This is a genomic window from Ensifer sp. ENS03, from assembly GCF_014852035.1.
Lineage (GTDB): Bacteria > Pseudomonadota > Alphaproteobacteria > Rhizobiales > Rhizobiaceae > Ensifer > Ensifer adhaerens.
On sequence record NZ_JACVAV010000006.1, the window covers coordinates 339,737 to 356,331 of the forward strand.

Sequence of the window (16,595 nt, forward strand, 5' to 3'; positions counted from 1 at the left end):
TTCGAAAGTATCCGATGCTCAGCACCACAGAAATCTTCGAGCGTATCTATTCCGGTTTTATCGGCAAGGCGATCGGCGTGCGCTTGGGCGCACCTGTCGAACCGACGATCTGGAGCTATGAACGCGTCCGGGACACCTATGGCGAGGTGACGGAATATCTGCGCGATTTCAAGAATTTCGCTGCCGATGACGACACCAACGGTCCGGTCTATTTCATCCGGGCGCTGCGCGACTACGGTCTCGGCGCCACCGCCGAAGAGGTCGGCAAGACCTGGCTGAACTATGCGGCCGAGGAACACGGCATGTATTGGTGGGGCGGCTTCGGCAATTCGACCGAGCATACCGCCTACCAGAACCTGCGCGCTGGCATTCCGGCGCCGCAATCCGGCTCGATCGCCCAGAACGGCACGACGGTTGCCGAGCAGATCGGCGGGCAGATTTTCATCGACAGCTGGGGCTGGGTGCATCCGGCCGACCCGAAGAACGCAGCCGAAGCCTCAGCCCGTGCGGCAAGTGTCGCCCATGACGGCGAGGGCCTGCATGGCGCCCGCTTCTGCGCCGCGGCCATCGCCCAGGCTTTTGTTGCCAAGAACATCGAGGACGTGATCGAGACGGGTCTCGCGACAATCCCGGCCGACTCCCTCTATGCCAAGGTTTCGCGCGCGGTACTCCGCTTCCACGACAGCAACCGGAACGACTGGCGTGCCTGCCGCGACATGTTGACGGCGGATTGGGGCTATGACCGCTATCCCGGCGTCTGCCACATCATTCCGAATGCCGGCGTCTTGATCATGAGCCTGATCTACGGTCAGGGCGATCTGCCGCGCACCGTCGAGATCGCCACCATGGCCGGCTGGGACACGGACTGCAACGCCGGCAATGCCGGTGCGATCGTCGGCACGCTGCAAAAGGTGCAGCCGGGCTGGGACAAGTACCGCAAGCCGATCAACGATTTCGTCGTCGCTTCCGGCGTAACCGGTACGGTCAACGTCGTCGACATCCCCTCCTTTGCCCGTGAACTGACGGTGCTGGCGCTCCGCCTGCAGGGACGGGAGGCTCCGGCGCTCTGGGTCGAGGATTTCGAGCGCCGCGGCGTTCGCTTCGATTTCGACGCACCCGGCGCCACCCATGGCTTCCGCACCGAGCCCTTCAACCAGATCGCCGTCAAGGCATCGGCGGAGCGTCATACGGATAACGCCAAGGGATCGCTGGAAATCCTGCTCGACCGTCTCGAGCGCGGGCATGGTGGACGCATTTTCTGGAAGCCCTTCTATCGCCGCTCCGACTTCGACGACGAGCGCTACCGCCCGATGTTCACGCCGCTTGCCGATGACGGCCAAAGGGTGTCGTTCAAGCTCTGGCTCGACCCTTGGAACGGTGACGGCAACCTGCGTGTGGCGCCCTATGTTCGCCGCGCCATGACAGGCGCCATCCAGGAAACAGGCGCCTGGCACGTGCCGTCTGCGAGCGGCTGGCAGGACTACGCGTTCACCATCCCCGACGGCAACGGCGAGGCGGTCGACGAGATCGGCATCCTGGTCGAATATTTCGGACGCCTGAAATTCCTCGGCCGGCTGTTCCTTGCGGACTTCTCCGTATCCGGCAAGGGTCGCGCCGTCATCGACCCGTCGAAGGAAGCGCATGAATGGGGCGGCATCACCCGCTTCACCTGGAACCGCGGCCATTGGAGCCTGCAGCAAGGCCGCATCCATGCCCATACCGCAACCGACGCGGACGCCTGGACGGGCAACGCCTATCTCCGCGACGTCAGTGTCAAGGCCGAGCTTCAGCTGCACTCGGGTGCCTCGCACCTGGTGGTGGCCCGGGCTCAGGGTACGAGCCGCTTTTATGCCGCCGGTTTCGAGAACGGCGAAGCCGTGATCCTTCTTGAAGACCACGGCACGAAGATCCTCGCGCGCAGCCCGTTCCGTATCGAATACGGCCGAAGCTACGCGGTCGATCTCACTGTCGAAGGTGGCAAGCTGACGCTTTCCGTCGATGGCGAGCGGCTGCTTCAGGCGGACGATGGGACGCTGCGCTACGGCATGGCTGGCCTTCGCATGGCGTCTGCCGGGCGCATGTCGATCGGTCGGCTTGAGGTCGCCGAGCGCTAACTGCGCGAGGCGGAATGAATGGGAGGAAACATGTCCGAGATAGAGCTTAGAAGCGTCGGCAAGAGCTATGGCAGTGTCGCCGTGCTCAACGACATCTCGCTGGAAATGGGCGACGGCGAATTCGTCGTGCTCGTCGGCCCTTCGGGCTGCGGCAAGTCTACGCTGTTGCGCATGATCGCCGGGCTGGAGGATATTTCAGCTGGCGAGATCACCATCGGTGGCAAGGTCGTCAACGATATGCCGGCCAAGGAGCGCGACATCGCCATGGTCTTCCAGTCCTATGCGCTCTATCCGCACATGAAGGTCGCGGAAAACATGAGCTTCGCCTTGAAGCTCGCCGGTGCGCCGAAGGCGGAGATCGAAAAGCGCGTTACCCAGGCGGCCGAAATCCTCGGCCTCGAAAAGCTGCTCGACCGCCTGCCGCGGGAACTTTCCGGGGGCCAGCGCCAGCGTGTCGCCATGGGTCGCGCCATCGTGCGCGACCCGCGTGCCTTCCTCTTCGACGAACCTCTGTCGAACCTTGATGCCAAGCTGCGCGTGAAGATGCGCAGCGAAATCAAGAAGCTGCATCAACGGCTTCGCCGCACGATGGTCTATGTCACCCACGACCAGACCGAGGCCATGACCATGGCCGACAAGATTGTGGTGATGAACGGCGGAAAGATCGAGCAGGCGGGCGCACCGCTCGATCTTTACAACGATCCTGCCAATCTCTTCGTCGCCGGCTTCATTGGCTCGCCGGAGATCAACCTGATCGAGGCGGTCACAGAGGGAGCGACGGCCTTGACCCGGGGCGGCGTATCCCTGCCGCTCGGGCGACAGGTGCAGGCTGGCAAGCGGGTCGTCTGCGGCATCCGCCCGCAGCACATCACGCTCGGAACAACGGGCGTGCCGGGGCGCATCAGCCTCGTCGAGCCGACCGGCGAGGACCAGGAAATCGTCGTCGACATGGGCGGCCAGGATATCTCGGTCGTCGTCCACGGCGGCAAGCTACTTTCGGCCGGGCAGGATGTGACGCTGACGATCGATGCCGACAAGGTTCTGCTCTTCGACAAGGATACCGGGGAGCGCCTTCGATGAGTGGATTTGCGAAGCGACAGTTCGATCCCGACGCCAAGGGACCGCTGGTCGGCACGAGGGTTCTGGATCTTTCCCGGCTCGTTGCCGGCAACATGTTGTCGCTGCAGCTGGCCGATGCCGGCGCCGATGTCATCAAGATCGAGCCGCCGGCGGGCGATCCGCTCAGAGACTGGAAGGATGATGGCCACTCGCTCTATTGGAAGACCTATAGCCGCAACAAGCGCTCCGTCGTTCTGAACCTCAGGCAAGAGGCGGCGATGACGGCGCTCTGGGCACTGATCGATACGGCCGATGTCTTCATCGAGAATTTCCGGCCGGGAACGCTGGAGCGCATGGGGCTGTCGCCGGAAACGCTGCACGCCCGCAATCCCAACCTGATCATCGTGCGCATTTCCGGTTTCGGCCAGACGGGGCCTTACGCGCAGTTCCCGGGCTTTGGCACCATCATCGAAGGCATGAGCGGTTTTGCCTACAGAACCGGCTTTCCCGATCGCGAGCCCGTGCTGCCGCCGCTGGCGCTTGCCGACATGATCGCCGGTGTCTATGGCAGCTCGGCCACCGTGACAGCGTTGCTTGCGCGCGATCGCGGCTACGCAAAAGGACAGGTCATCGACCTGTCGCTGCTGGAACCGATGTTCTCGGTGCTCGGGCCAGAAGCGGCGATCTATCAGACGACCGGCAAGATCAAGGAGCGCGTGGGCAGCGCCTCCAATACGGCCGCCCCGCGCAATGTCTACCGCTGCCGCGACGGAAAGTACGTGGCGCTGTCGGGATCGACGCCGCAGGTCGCACGGAGGATCTTCGAGATCATCGGCCGTGCCGACATGAACCAGGACCCGCGCTTTGCCACCAATTCTGAACGCGTCAAAAATCGCGATCTGGTCGACGAGGCCGTTGGCGGCTGGTTTGCCCGGCACGACCATGACGAGGCGCTGAAGATCATGCGTGACGCCGGCGCGACGGTCGGGCCAATCTACAACATCGCAGATGCCGCGTCGGACCCGCATTTCGCCGAGCGCGAAATCATCGTCGATGTGGAGGATGACGAGTTCGGCAGCATGCCGATGCACAACATCGTGCCGCGGCTTTCCCAGACGCCGGGCGTCTGGCGGCGGCCGGCACCAGCGCTTGGGGAACACACGGCGGAAGTTCTGGCCGAAGCGGGACTGGATCGCGGCGCGATCGAGACGATACTCCAGGGTAAAGCCGCATGAGGCTTCGCTCCCTACTCTACGTCCCGGCCTCGTCCGCAAAATTCATCGCCAAGGCGCACGAACGCGGAGCGGATGCGATCATCCTCGACCTGGAAGATTCAGTCGCCCCGGATCAGAAACAGGCCGCAAGGGATGGGTTGAAGGACGCCGTGGCGCAGGTGGCACGCGGTGGTGCGACCGTCTTTGTCCGCGTCAATTCGGCGCCGGATCTGCGGATGGCGGATGCAGAGGCCGCCTGCCGTGCCGGCGCGTTCGGTCTCTATGTCGCGAAAACCCGGTCGCCGCAGGAGCTTGAGGATATTGCAGCGCATCTCGCACCAGTTGAGCGGCAGATCGGCAGGCCGCCGGTCGCCTTCGTGCCACTCCTCGAAGATGCCGGGGCAGTTCTCGATGCGCGCGCGATTGCCCGCGTCAGCCGCGTGGTCGGCCTTGCCGCTGGCGGCGAAGACATCGCGACCAGCATGGGCGCAGAACCGCTGCCAGACGTATTGCGACTTCCGAAACTGATGGTCCACCTTGCCGCCAAGGCGGAAGGCAAGCTGTCCTTCGGCATGCTTTTGACGGTTGCGGACTATACGCGACTGGATGCCTTGAAGGCAGCCGCTCGTGAGGCGAAGGCCCACGGGTTCGATGGCGCGAGCTGTGTCCACCCGTCCGTGGTCCCGGTGCTGAATGCGTCTTACTCCCCGAGCCCAGAACGGATCGCCTGGGCAAAGTCCGTGATCGACGCAGCGAAGACGGCGCAGGCAGACGGCCGTGGCGCCTTCGTGCTGAACGGGACCATGGTGGATGCGCCGATCATCGAGCGCGCGCATGATGTTCTCGAACAGGCAGGCGACCTCGGCTGACGCTCAGCGCAGCTTGGCGGAAGAGTCCTCACGATCGCGAGGCGCGCCGGTGCGCGCCAGGATTTCGTGCTGCGCAGTTGCACCTATCACCGAATGTGCAATGATCCTGAAATTGAACGACTTTAACCGGCTGCGAACGCGGGCGACTTTGTCGTGGCGGTCCGTTTTTTTTTCAGTAGCACTCCAGCATGCAGGGACTTCGAACAGCTTAGACACCCCAGGAAGGGAATGTGATCATGCGTAGACTTCTTGCGTACCTGACGATCGCTTCGTTCTTCTCAACTTCAGCCTTTGCAGATCCCGCCATCCTGACTGCAAATGTGAACTTCAGGGTGGGCCCGGGAACCGGATTTGACGCCATGCGCGTGATCCCCCAGGGCGAGGAAGTCGACATCAAGGAATGCGACGCAGAAGCCTCCTGGTGTGCCGTGAGTTATGCCGGGGCAAATGGCTTTGTTGCCGGCAAGTATCTCAACCAGTCCGATGCCACCGCGCCGGCCTGGCCAAGGATGTTCAACACCGAAAAAGGCGCGACGATCACGCTCTTCCAGCCGCAGATCACGTCCTGGAAGGATTTCAAGGAGCTCGAAGCCCTTGTCGCGACCGAGCTCAAACCGTCCGCCGACGCCAAGCCGATCTATGGGATCATCGGGCTTTCGGCCAAGACTGTGGCCGACGAGGCGACGGAGAATGTTACGCTGACGGATGTTCGCACCACGCAGCTCGATTTCTCCGCACTGGACCGACAGCAGCTCGCTGACCTCGCGCTCGACATCGGCAAGCTTGTCCCGACCGATCCGATCGTCGTGTCGCAGCAACGCCTGGCGGCAAGCCTTGCGGACTTCCAACGCCTCGCCGATATCCCCGATATCAAGGCCGATCCGCCGCCGATCTTTGTCAGTGAGACGCCGGCCATCCTGGTGCAGACGGACGGCAAGCCGGTGACGGCTCCGGTCAAGGGCGTTGAGGGCCTCTCCTTCGTGGTCAATACGAATTGGGACCTCTTCAAGGTGGATCAGGCGGCAGACTACTATCTGCGGAGCGAAAAGAACTGGCTGACAACAAAGACCTTGGAGAGCGGTTGGGTTGAAGCGGCATCGGTGCCGGACGTCTTTTCCAAGCTACCGGAAATCGACAACTGGAAAGGGGTAAAGGCCTCTCTTCCGCCCACGCCCTTCAGCGATAACCAGGTTCCGAAAGTTTTCTATTCGGAGAAGCCGGCGGAGCTTCTGATCTTTGAAGGAAAACCGGCCCTCGAACCGATCGCGGGCACCGGGCTGGATTGGATTTCCAATACGAGCAGTTCGGTGTTTTTCCATCGGGCCAGCAAGACGTGGTACACACTTGTTTCCGGACGGTGGTTTTCTTCAACGTCACTCGAAGGTCCCTGGACCTTTGCCACGCCTGACCTGCCCGATGATTTCGTAAACCTGCCCGACGACGCCTCCTACTCGGCTGTGCGCGCGTCGATCCCCGGCACGTCCGAAAGCGCAATGGCGCGTCTGCGGGCGAGCATTCCGAAGCTCGCGCGGGTTTCGACGGATGGATCGCTGAAGGTGGACGTCCACTACAATGGCGAGCCGAAGTTCGAGCCGATCGAAGGCACGTCCATGTTCTATGCCGTCAATGCCAACGAGCAGGTCATCAAGGTCGCGGACAAGTATTTCGTCTTGAAGGACGGCATCTGGTTCGTCGGCGATACGCCGACCGGGCCCTTCGCCGTTGCGCGCGCCGTTGCCGATGAGATCTACACGATCCCATCGTCGTCTCCGGTCTATAACGCGACCTATGTCCGCATCTACGATACGGAACCGGATGCCATCTGGTACGGCTATACGCTCGGCTATCTCTATACCTACCTTGCCTGGGATACAGTCGTCTGGGGCTCGGGATGGTATTATCCGCCCTATTGGGACTATTACGACGACGATTGGCCCTATTATCCGCCGCCGATCAGCTACGGGTTCGGCGCCTCGTACAACCCGGCCTATGGCACTTTCGGGCGCTATGGCTACGCCTATGGCCCGGAAAGGGGCCTGGTCTTCGGCGCAGCCTATAACCCCGTCACGGGGACACGGTTCCGCGGCGGCGCGGTGGCGGGTCCCGGTGGCGAGCGCGGTTTCATTTCTGCCTACAATCCACGCACGGGCAACGCGATGGTCGCGCGGGGCGGGCAGAATGTTTACGGCTCCTGGGGCAGTGTAGCCGTCAAGCACGGCGGAGAGTTCGCGCGCATCAGCGGCGGATCAACCGGGAGTGCCGGCGGCCTGCGCTGGCGCAACTCGGAAGGCGACAAGGGCTTTATCGCCGGCAGCAAGGGCGGTGACGTTTATGCCGGCCGCGATGGCAGCGTCTATCGCCGTCAGGACGGCCAATGGCAGAAGCATACGCCGGATGGCTGGCAACCGGTTCAGAGGCCGGACGGGGAGAACCTGCGCAATGCCGCCCAAGGCGCGGCATCCAACCGGCCCCAAGCCACGCAGCGTATCCAGAACCGTGCTGAAACGAGACCCGCACCACGCCGCAACCAGCAGGTTCGCCAACGGGCGCCGGATCATCTGTCCTTCGATCGCGCCGGACAGCAATTCGGCAACCAGAACGAACTGAGCCGCAATTATGGGCGACTTTACCAAGACTCCGGCCGGAACTTCCAGAGCTTTGACCGTGGTCGCGGCGGCTACAGCGGCGGCGGCTTCCAGGGTGGCAACCGCGGCGGCTTCCACGGAGGTGGTGGTCGCGGCGGTGGAGCTGCTTTCCGCGGCGGCGGTGGCGGACGTGGTGGTGGTGGCGGCGGCCGCGGTCGCTGAGAAAACCGGGCCGCTCGGGCGAACTTTCTCGAGCGGCCGCGTTACAAGACGTGGCAAAAGGTGTGCGGGGTCGCCGCTCCTTCGGCCGAAAAGCTTGGCGTGATCATCGGGCCGTCTGCCGCTGTGACGCCGGCCTTGGTGGCACGCCGGACCGGCCGGTCGAACCTTAAGCCGAGATGGTGACAGGTGCTTGCCGCATCAACCGTCCGACCAGAAGCGCTCCTTGTTGAAGCTCTTGTTTTCCTTACCGGCCTGGGACGCCCGCTTTAGAACGCGCGGTGTATCGTCGGCAATTGCCACCGAGAGCTCCAGGTTCGCCGGAAGTGCCAGACGCTCAAGCTCCTTGGCCGGCGCAAGCGCCCACTTGAAGAGTGCGGCGTCGCGAATTGTCCACTCGGCATTTGTAGGCGACGGGCCGGTGAGGCTGCTTTCGCCTGCAGCTGGATGGCGCATCATGCCCACGCCAAGCGCAACCTTGAACGACGAGGAGGGAATGAAAGCCGAGACGTCTGTGGGTAGCGCGCGCTCGGGCGTGGGGACGGGCGTCACGGTCGCGGCGGTAGCCGTGGCGCGCAGCGTCGGCAGCGGCACGGTGATCGCCGCAAGGTCGAAGAACGGCGACTTTTCGGCTGCTTCCTTCCGCATGGTCTGAAGCTCGAGGGCTTCTTCACCGCGGCTCTTGCGCGTGGGAAGCATCGCGGTCAACAGCGTGTTGCCGGCCGGTTCTCCGCCCTTCAGTTTGGCTGGGCCGGCGCTGTTTGCAGCCACGATCGAGGTGGCCTTGACCCGTCGCTTGTAGTCGGCCATCGCCTGGTCATACCCCGGCAAAGCCCCGCCGCTTGCCGGAAGGTGGAGTGTCTGCCCCTTGGGGAATATACGCGCGAGTTCCTGGCGCGACATGCGCGGCCACGCCCGTACGTTTCCGACGTCGAGATGTACGAAGGGAGATCCTGACGTCGGGTAGTATCCCACGCCGCCGACCTGCATCTGCATGGCGACTTCCCGCAGCCGGGTGAGCTTCACGCCCGGAATATAGAAGTCCATCGCCTTTCCCAGCATGTGCTGGCTGTTCTTGGCGACCCCGGTGCTGCGGGAGCGGCCGCGCAGCATGCTGTTGGTGGCGGGTGAGCGGTAAGCCGAGACGACGTTGATATAGTCCTTCCCACCGGCGCGCTGATAGACCTCCCAGACAAGATCGAGAAGACGCGGGTCCATACGGGCGGGCTCGTTCCTGCGCCAGTCGCGCAGGAAACGGTTGATCTGCGCGAGCCCCTTCTGGTCGTATTTGCCGTCCCGCTTGAAGGTGATCGTCGCGCGTTCACCGGTGTGCGTGAAGAACAGCTTCAGCGACCGGACTTCTGCCGACGACGCCGTGCTGGTGAAAGCCATGGCGGATGCTGCAAGGGCGGTGATTGCGGCCGCTCGAGCGGCCCACCGGGCGATACGCTTCACGCCTCTGACGATGGCACGCGAGGCAGGCTCTGGATACGCAGTTACAGGATACTCAGACACAGCGGCTTCCGATTCAATCGAGGTACAATCCACCGGCGGCAATGACCGGCGGCTCGGCTCTTCGACGGAGATTATGGTCAACAAAGGATTAAGAAGCGGTTGATGCCATCCAACGTGCGTCCCCGGTGACGCATTTCCGCGATTTGCATGGATTTCAGGGCCTCGGCTTGCCCTTACGTGAAGGTGTTGGCTCTTGTTTTCCTCAATCTATACATTAGTTACCATGAATGGATTGGTCGGTTGCACCGCGGTACTTGCATAGCCAAGGTGTCCCATGAAAAGCACGAAAGACGTCATCGCCGAACTGACCCGCGCCGCGCGCGACGTTCACATGCTGACGGAGGGCGAAAAGCTCCGTCTTGTCTCCCGGGCCTATGTCGCGATCAAGGAAGGTTGGGAGCTGCTCGGGCAGCCCAATCGCCTCAGCGAGTCTGCCGAAACGATGGACATCATCCGCGCCGGCGGCATGCCGGTATATCTCTATGACGATGAGATGCGGGCAATCCTCCAGGAGGCCGTCAAGGTCATCAGGCAGATCGAAGCGGCGATGGAAGCGAAGAACACCCCGGCACCCACATCCGGCGAAGATAGCAACCAAGGGTCGTGAATGGGCCCGAAGCAGTTCGAACAATGTTGTCCGCCGTCAATCCGCGCGGCGACGTTTTGACTGGCTGGATCGACCAGATCGCCACGTCGGGGATCTGATCCGTTGGCGCGCTACATCGCAATTCGATCGGACGTCAGGATCAGAATGATCGCCGGGCCAGCCAGGAAGGCTGCGAGGAAAAGTGCCGACAGGATCGAGCGTATGAGGAAGCGCAGCAGGGGGCCGCGGGTCATCGAGCGGCCCTATGCTCATGGCGCGAACTAACAGTTTTCAATCCCGGCCCGGAAGGGCACTCCACTTGTGACGTCGTCATGCTTCCTGCCTTTCCGGTTCGTTGAAGGCCGCGGCTATCACTGCTGATACGAGCGAGGGCGGCTCGATGCGTGCGCTAGCTCTGAACGATTGCAGCAGTGTTACGTTCGGCTGCCCCGTGGTTTCCGTAATGCTGCTGTAATTCTTGCGGCAGATTCGAAAGGTCGAAGCCATGGGGTGCCGATGCGGATACTGCTGATCGAAGATGAGAGGGAGCTGGCGGCGGCACTGGCTGTGGCGCTCAGCAAATATGGCATCGTCATCGACCATACGACCCATCTCGCCGATGCAGCCGAACTTGCGCGTCAGAATGACTACGGCGCTATTCTTCTCGACCGCCGCCTGCCCGACGGTGAAGGGCTGAGCTTCATCCCGCAATTGCGCCGCATTGGCCAAGACGCGCCGATCATCGTCCTGACGGCACGCAACGAGCCGATGGAACGGGTTGAAGGTCTCGACACCGGGGCGGACGACTATCTCGGCAAACCCTTTCTCGTCGAAGAACTAATGGCGCGCCTGCGCGCCGTGTTGCGCCGTCCGGCTGCGCTTGCTGAGCTTCAGATCAAGGTGGGACGAATGGCGCTCGATCCGCTGAACCTCACCGTGACCGTCGATGACGTGAAGCTTGACGTCCCAAGGCGCGAACTCTTCGTGCTCCAGGCCCTTGCGAGGCGCCGGGACAAAACCGTTCTCCGCTCGACGCTCGAAGCAGCGGTCTACAACTACGAAGAAGAGATCCAGTCGAACGCGATCGACGCCCACATTTCAAGGCTGCGCAAGCGCCTGGCGGATGCTGGGGCCGGAGTTTCGATTCACAACATCCGTGGGGTCGGTTACCTCCTGAAGGAAGAGTGATGGGTCAGACGACAGGACGCAATCCGTCGCTCTGGTGGCGGCTCAGCTGGCAATTGAGCCTCGTCATCATCGCCGTCGTTGCCTCGGTGATCATCGGGCTCTGCATCTGGGCAACCACGATCATGTCGCCGAACACGGCCATGGAGGGGACGGTCGTCTCGGTCGTGTCCCGTGCCGTAGGCCGCGGAAGCGATGGTCAACTGCAGCTTTCCGAGACCCATGACCTGACGACGCTCAAGGCGCAAAACAGCGCATTGTGGTTCGTAGTCGCCACCACCAGCGGTGCCTTCGCGTCCTATGGATCCGTTCCGCCCGCCTATGCCGCGCTGCCCTCGGTAATCCACCTGTTCGACGAAGCGGATATCAGGGGGGCCGCAACCACTGGCGAGATTGCGACGATCGAAAACGCGAAGACGCCGGCTGGCGAAGTCCGGATTCTGTTTGGCGGCGTGGCGGACAAGGGTTGGGGTGCCCTAGCTCTCTTGGCGAAGGCCTATCCAATCTACCTGTCTTTGATCGCCAGTGCCCTCCCGGCGATTTTTCTTGCCGTTCCTCACATCGTCGGGCGTGCTCTCGCGACGGTGAGCGAGGTTGCCGACGAAGCATCGCGGATCGATCCGCGCCTCCACGGGACGCGCCTTCCGCTCGCAGGAATCCCGAACGAAGTCGCCCCGGTTCTGATCGCATTCAACGGCGCACTTGAGCGCCTCGAGGACGAGTCCAGAAAGCGGCGGCGCTTCCTGATCGATGCGGCCCACGAACTGCGAACCCCCATTGCGATCATGCAGACGCGCATCGATGGCATGCCTGATGGCCGGGAGAGAACGCGCCTGATGGATGATGTCGCCCGGCTCGCAGAAGCGGCAGAGCAGCTTCTGGACTTCGAGCGCAACGACCAGGCGCTCGTTCTGGACGAGCCGATGGATCTGGTTGACATCGCGCGATCGGCGGTTGCCGATCTCGCTCCGTTGGCGATAGGGGCTGGCTATCAGGTGTCTTTCCACAGTGACGTGGAGACGCTTGCGCGAAAGGGCAACCCACCTGCCGTGTTGCGCGCGGTCACAAACCTCGTCCGAAATGCGATCGATCACGGCGGCAATTCGGGCATGATTGCCGTCTTGGTCTCAAGCGATGGGCGCGTGGAAGTTTCCGACGAAGGACCGGGCATACCTGCCGAGCATCAGGAACTCGTCTTTGAACCCTTTTACAGGGTTTCTCCCAAGGACACGGGCGCGGGTCTTGGTTTGAGCCTTGTAAAACAGGTGGCTTCAAACCACGGGGGGCGTGTCAGTCTCACGAGTTCAGCGAGCGGAACCAAGGTGGTCGTCCACCTCTGACCGCGAGAGGCGTGGGATTTAGGTCGCGGTCACCGCCGCGCCCATGCTTGAAGGGTTTTCGAGACACCATCCCTTCGGTGTCAGCTCTAACCTGCTTGTAATTCTGTAGCAATTGTCCATCCCCAAGGTCGCCGTTGCATGTCAACGGAGATCATGAAACGTGCTAAAAGAATATTTTATTCAATCGCTTGCCTGGGTTTCTTCATCGCTCGTCCCGGCCGGCGCGGTGGCGCTGGCAGGGCTACTCTCGGCAACCCTGATCGGATGCCAATCGGTTCCATTGAAGGAGGCGGGGACTTTGACCTCCTATGGCAAGCTCGGTCCGTCGAAAGGCATGGTGGCCAAGAAACGCCTCTACGTTGATGGACAACGTCTGGTCGACGTGAAAACCGTCCGCATCGCACCAACGACGTTTTCCTTTGCAGCCGCCTCCAAGATCAAGTCCGATGCCGATCGCGATTTGGTTTCGAACGCTCTCGATCGGGCGCTCTGCGTCGCGCTCAGCGACAGGTACCAGATGGTTCCTGCCAATCAGCCTGCTGATCTGACGGTTCGCTCCGTGATCGCCGATATTGTCCCGACAGACAAGGCGCTCGCAGGGGTTTCCACGGCCATCACCATTGGTACGGGGTTCGTCCTGCCCGTCAGCGTGCCGCGATTGCCTGTCGGCCTGGGAGGCTTGGCTGTAGAGGCCGAAGCGGTCGATGCCAGCGGTCTGCAAAGTGCCGCCATGCTTTGGGCGCGTGGTGCAAATTCGATCCTCGACAAGCCCCGTGTTTCGGAAGTTGGCGACGCCTATAGCTTTTCGACGAAATTCGCCGACGCGTTTTCGCAGGTGCTGATTTCCGGCAAGGAGCCGAAGGCATTGAATATCTCGCTGCCGACCCGGCAACGCATGCAGTCCTGGTTGGGTGGCAAACCCAAATATGCCGCATGCGATGCCTTCGGTCGGGCACCGGGCCTGGTCGGCGCGATAGCAGCCAAATACGGCGCGCCGCCTCAATGGACCGACAAGAAACCAAAAGCTGCGGCGCAACAAGCGTTCAACTCTCCTATTGCGCGATAGCTTGCGGTTGGCGATCCTTATTTCACCCCGCCATGGGCAAGCCCGCTCACGAGGTAGCGTTGCATGAACAGCGCGACCAGATAAACCGGCGCGATGCCTGCCAGGGAGGCGGCTGCCATCTGGCCGAAATTCACCAGACGGTCGCCCTGGAAGAGCGAGATGCCCACCGGCAAGGTCCGCGTGGCGTCGGAGAAGGTGAAGGCGGAAGCAAACAGGAACTCGTTGTAGGACAAGACCGTGACGATGATGAAGGTCGCAACGATGCCGGGCGCGATGATCGGCACGACGATCTGCAGCAGCGTGCGAAATGGACCGGCGCCGTCCATCGCCGCTGCCTGTTCGATCTCGATCGGCATCCGGCGCAGGAACGGCATCAGCAGCCAGAAGGCGACCGGCACGTTGGCGAAACCATAAATGAGAATCAGGCCGGCGCGCGTATCGAGCAGTCCGGTTGTCTTCAGCAGAAAAAACAGCGGGATCAGCGCTACGATCGGCGGCGCCATGTAGCTCGACAGCGTTACGTCCGACAGCCATTTGCCACCGATCTTCAGCCGCAGGACGGCATAGGCCGACGGCAGCGCCAGCGCGATGGTGACGAGGCCCGAAACCAGCGACACGATCACGGAATTCAGGATGAAACCGAGGATGTTGGCCGCGTCGAAGGCCGCCGGCCAGTTGGCGAGCGTCGGCATCGTCGGCCAGAAGCGTCCGTTGAGCACGTCGTCCTTCGTCTTGAAGGAAACCGCGATGAGAAAGAGGAAAGGCAAGGCAAAGAAGCTGACGACCGGCGCTGTCGCAAGGCCGAGCCACAGATGTCGCGCGGCAGGTCTCACAGCTCTCGCCTTTCGAAGTGCTGGTGCAGCCGTACGACGGGCAAGGTCACAAGCCCGATGACAAGCGCATAGATCATCGTTTCGGCCGCGGCGCGGCCGACGTCGAACTGTTCGATCGCCCGCCGATAGATGGCAAAGCCGGCCGATGTCGTCGCAAAGCCCGGTCCGCCGAAGGTCAGTATGTAGATGAGGTCGAAGAGCTTGAACGACAAAATGAGCTTCAGCAGATAGATCGACGAAAGCGGTGCGGCGACCAGCGGAAGTGTGATGTGCCAGAAGCGCTGCCAGCCATTGGCCCCGTCCACCAGCGCTGCCTCGTGAACGCTGTCGGGTACCGTGGAAAGAGCCGCAAAGCAGAGAATGACGATGAATGGCGTCCATTGCCAGAGGTCGGCGGCGCCGATCGCCAGCCAGGCGAGCGTCGGGTGACCAAGAAAGGAAATCGGCTCGGAGATAAAGCCATAGGTGATCAGGCTACCGTTCAGGAGCCCGCCTGCCGGCGCGAAGATCAGCTTCCAAGCGATGCCGACCATGACCGGCGGGGTCATCAGTGGCAGCAGAACGAGGCTCATCAAAAAGCGGCCGGCCTTCAACAGGGAAGTGAAAAGCAGCGCGATCAGGAAGCCGAGCGCAAGCTGCACCAGCGAGGTGGCAAGTGCATAGGCGACGCTTCTGCCGATGGCCGCGAGGAAGATCGGATCCTGAAGCGCCGTTGCGAAGTGCTTGATGCCGACGAAGCCGCGGAACGGCTTTCCAAGCGTGCTCTTGCTGAAGGCAAGCGCCAGCAGAAAGACAGTCGGGTAGAGCGTCGTGACGATCAGCGCGACGAGGACCGGTGCGATCCAGGCCAACCGTGCGAGACGCGCCCAAAAGGCGTGGCCGCGCCCGGCAACACCCGCCGCGCCGGCGGGTTCCAGCACCTCGACGGCAAAGGTGGTCATGCGGCCTCGGCCAGATCCGGGCGTGTCGGCCCGCTGCCGGCCCGGGTGGCCAGCAACATGTCCTCGATATCGTCGAGGTCGCTGGGCGTGAGCGCAAGGGTTGCGGCATCGATCCAACCGTCGATCTGCAGCGGTTCGCGCGCGCCGATGATGGCACCGGTGACGCCGGGCCAGGAAATCGCCCAGGCCGCAGCGATCGCAGCGACGGTCGTTTTGTGTCGCGCGGCAATCGGCCTCAAGCCTTCGGCAAAGGCCAGGTTGCGGTGAAGCGCTTCGCCCGAAAATTCCTCGTCGCGCGATCGCCAATCGTCGTGCGGAAGGGCCCGGGCGCGCGCCGGCGTAAAGGCGCCGGTGAGCAGGCCTGATTGCAGTGGGCTGTAGGCGATGACGCCGCTGCCATGCGCCTGCACCCACGGCAGGTCTGCTCTAGCGAACTGGCGCTTGATTGCCGAAAAGGGCGGTTGCACCACATCGACGGGCGCCACCGTTGCCGCGCGCTCCAGAAGCGCCCGATCGTGGTTCGAAAGCCCGATGGCCCGTACCTTACCCTCTTTCTTCAACTCCGCAAAAGTCGCCCAGTATTCCTCGACCGGCGTGCCGTCATTGGCAGGCCAGTGCACCTGGTAGAGGTCGATGACATCAACGCCGAGCCGCTTCAGGGAAGCCTCCAGCTCGCGGCGAATGGATTGGGCATTGCCGATGCGGGCGGGAAGGGCGTTGCGGTTGTCCGGGTCCCAGATCAGCCCGGCCTTGGTGAAGATCAACGGACGTTGGGAGCGTGGGATGGTCGAAAGCGCCTCGCGCACGATCTGTTCGGAATGGCCGAGACCATAGACGGGTGCCGTGTCGATCCAGTTGATGCCGCGCTCGACCGCATGACGGATGGCGGCGATCGACCGGGTATCGTCCTGACTTCCCCATCCCCAGCCCCAATCGGGGCCACCGATGGCCCAGGCGCCGAAGCCAACGGGCGTGATGTCGAAATCGGTTCGGCCGAGCCTGCGTTTCGGCAAGGATCTTGCGCTCATGGTCTTTTGCCTCGTTTCAAAAAAGTGGCGGGGCGGCGCCG

Annotated in this window: 14 protein-coding genes; 9 read left to right on the top strand and 5 right to left on the bottom strand. The window is 62.5% G+C overall.

From position 1 onward, the window contains the following. The first annotated feature begins 14 nt into the window (after nucleotides 1-14). The 5 genes from IB263_RS21895 to IB263_RS21915 all read left to right on the top strand — a co-directional run bounded on the left by IB263_RS21895 (nucleotide 15) and on the right by IB263_RS21915 (nucleotide 8,063). Complete coding sequence (locus IB263_RS21895; protein WP_192438996.1) at nucleotides 15-2,114, top strand: ADP-ribosylglycohydrolase family protein; 2,100 nt, start codon at nucleotides 15-17, stop codon at nucleotides 2,112-2,114. Between the two features lie 30 nt (nucleotides 2,115-2,144). Continuing rightward, the gene (locus IB263_RS21900) at nucleotides 2,145-3,194 is read left to right on the top strand and encodes an ABC transporter ATP-binding protein (protein WP_034798094.1); all 1,050 of its coding nucleotides are present in this window, start codon (nucleotides 2,145-2,147) and stop codon (nucleotides 3,192-3,194) included. Further along, on the top strand, nucleotides 3,191-4,408 hold the full coding sequence (locus IB263_RS21905; RefSeq protein ID WP_192438997.1) for a CaiB/BaiF CoA-transferase family protein: 1,218 nt from the start codon (nucleotides 3,191-3,193) through the stop codon (nucleotides 4,406-4,408). Before IB263_RS21900 ends, IB263_RS21905 begins: the two co-directional genes overlap by 4 nt. Beyond that, nucleotides 4,405-5,256: a CoA ester lyase gene (locus tag IB263_RS21910; protein WP_034798098.1), complete on the top strand. Its 852-nt coding sequence runs from the start codon at nucleotides 4,405-4,407 to the stop codon at nucleotides 5,254-5,256. Before IB263_RS21905 ends, IB263_RS21910 begins: the two co-directional genes overlap by 4 nt. Nucleotides 5,257-5,492: 236 nt before the next feature. Continuing rightward, a complete protein-coding gene (locus IB263_RS21915; protein ID WP_192438998.1) occupies nucleotides 5,493-8,063 on the top strand; it encodes an SH3 domain-containing protein in 2,571 nt (856 codons plus the stop codon). Nucleotides 8,064-8,261: 198 nt separating this feature from the next. Here IB263_RS21915 and IB263_RS21920 read toward each other — a convergent pair whose 3' ends face one another. Continuing rightward, nucleotides 8,262-9,452, bottom strand: coding sequence for a DUF882 domain-containing protein (locus IB263_RS21920; RefSeq protein ID WP_110819819.1), 1,191 nt, complete (start codon nucleotides 9,450-9,452; stop codon nucleotides 8,262-8,264). A gap of 397 nt (nucleotides 9,453-9,849) precedes the next feature. Between IB263_RS21920 and IB263_RS21925 the strand changes: the two genes are divergently transcribed. Then, on the top strand, nucleotides 9,850-10,182 hold the full coding sequence (locus IB263_RS21925) for a hypothetical protein (protein ID WP_060581389.1): 333 nt from the start codon (nucleotides 9,850-9,852) through the stop codon (nucleotides 10,180-10,182). A 110-nt stretch (nucleotides 10,183-10,292) separates the two neighbouring features. Here the strand turns inward: IB263_RS21925 and IB263_RS34495 are convergent, their stop codons facing one another. Then, nucleotides 10,293-10,415, bottom strand: coding sequence for a hypothetical protein (locus IB263_RS34495; RefSeq protein WP_255382254.1), 123 nt, complete (start codon nucleotides 10,413-10,415; stop codon nucleotides 10,293-10,295). Between the two features lie 262 nt (nucleotides 10,416-10,677). Between IB263_RS34495 and IB263_RS21930 the strand changes: the two genes are divergently transcribed. The 3 genes from IB263_RS21930 (at nucleotide 10,678) to IB263_RS21940 (ending at nucleotide 13,752) form a co-directional block, all read left to right on the top strand. After that, nucleotides 10,678-11,349 carry a response regulator transcription factor gene (locus tag IB263_RS21930; protein WP_034798107.1) on the top strand — a complete coding sequence of 224 codons (672 nt, stop codon included), beginning with the start codon at nucleotides 10,678-10,680 and terminating at the stop codon, nucleotides 11,347-11,349. Beyond that, entirely contained in the window at nucleotides 11,349-12,686 is a 1,338-nt protein-coding gene (locus tag IB263_RS21935) for a HAMP domain-containing sensor histidine kinase (protein ID WP_110819818.1), read from the top strand. Before IB263_RS21930 ends, IB263_RS21935 begins: the two co-directional genes overlap by 1 nt. Before the next feature lie 178 nt (nucleotides 12,687-12,864). Next, on the top strand, nucleotides 12,865-13,752 hold the full coding sequence (locus IB263_RS21940) for a DUF3313 domain-containing protein (RefSeq protein ID WP_060530564.1): 888 nt from the start codon (nucleotides 12,865-12,867) through the stop codon (nucleotides 13,750-13,752). A gap of 17 nt (nucleotides 13,753-13,769) precedes the next feature. Here the strand turns inward: IB263_RS21940 and IB263_RS21945 are convergent, their stop codons facing one another. From IB263_RS21945 to IB263_RS21955, 3 genes are read right to left on the bottom strand one after another with little or no spacing between them, the layout of a single operon-like run. Further along, nucleotides 13,770-14,585 (bottom strand): carbohydrate ABC transporter permease, encoded by an 816-nt coding sequence (locus IB263_RS21945; RefSeq protein WP_051659395.1) that lies wholly within the window; start codon nucleotides 14,583-14,585, stop codon nucleotides 13,770-13,772. Then, nucleotides 14,582-15,526 (bottom strand): carbohydrate ABC transporter permease, encoded by a 945-nt coding sequence (locus IB263_RS21950; protein WP_110819817.1) that lies wholly within the window; start codon nucleotides 15,524-15,526, stop codon nucleotides 14,582-14,584. The genes IB263_RS21945 and IB263_RS21950 overlap by 4 nt, the downstream gene beginning before the upstream one ends. Next, nucleotides 15,523-16,554: an aldo/keto reductase gene (locus tag IB263_RS21955; RefSeq protein ID WP_034798112.1), complete on the bottom strand. Its 1,032-nt coding sequence runs from the start codon at nucleotides 16,552-16,554 to the stop codon at nucleotides 15,523-15,525. The genes IB263_RS21950 and IB263_RS21955 overlap by 4 nt, the downstream gene beginning before the upstream one ends. Between the last annotated feature and the right edge of the window lie 41 nt (nucleotides 16,555-16,595).

What these genes read in the sequence shown, in the direction of transcription:
- IB263_RS21895 (WP_192438996.1), top strand. Translation starts at nt 15, where the DNA reads ATGCTCAGCACCACAGAAATCTTCGAGCGTATCTATTCCGGTTTTATC.
- IB263_RS21900 (WP_034798094.1), top strand. Translation starts at nt 2,145, where the DNA reads ATGTCCGAGATAGAGCTTAGAAGCGTCGGCAAGAGCTATGGCAGTGTC.
- IB263_RS21905 (WP_192438997.1), top strand. Translation starts at nt 3,191, where the DNA reads ATGAGTGGATTTGCGAAGCGACAGTTCGATCCCGACGCCAAGGGACCG.
- IB263_RS21910 (WP_034798098.1), top strand. Translation starts at nt 4,405, where the DNA reads ATGAGGCTTCGCTCCCTACTCTACGTCCCGGCCTCGTCCGCAAAATTC.
- IB263_RS21915 (WP_192438998.1), top strand. Translation starts at nt 5,493, where the DNA reads ATGCGTAGACTTCTTGCGTACCTGACGATCGCTTCGTTCTTCTCAACT.
- IB263_RS21920 (WP_110819819.1), bottom strand. Translation starts at nt 9,452, where the DNA reads ATGGCTTTCACCAGCACGGCGTCGTCGGCAGAAGTCCGGTCGCTGAAG.
- IB263_RS21925 (WP_060581389.1), top strand. Translation starts at nt 9,850, where the DNA reads ATGAAAAGCACGAAAGACGTCATCGCCGAACTGACCCGCGCCGCGCGC.
- IB263_RS34495 (WP_255382254.1), bottom strand. Translation starts at nt 10,415, where the DNA reads ATGACCCGCGGCCCCCTGCTGCGCTTCCTCATACGCTCGATCCTGTCG.
- IB263_RS21930 (WP_034798107.1), top strand. Translation starts at nt 10,678, where the DNA reads ATGCGGATACTGCTGATCGAAGATGAGAGGGAGCTGGCGGCGGCACTG.
- IB263_RS21935 (WP_110819818.1), top strand. Translation starts at nt 11,349, where the DNA reads ATGGGTCAGACGACAGGACGCAATCCGTCGCTCTGGTGGCGGCTCAGC.
- IB263_RS21950 (WP_110819817.1), bottom strand. Translation starts at nt 15,526, where the DNA reads ATGACCACCTTTGCCGTCGAGGTGCTGGAACCCGCCGGCGCGGCGGGT.
- IB263_RS21955 (WP_034798112.1), bottom strand. Translation starts at nt 16,554, where the DNA reads ATGAGCGCAAGATCCTTGCCGAAACGCAGGCTCGGCCGAACCGATTTC.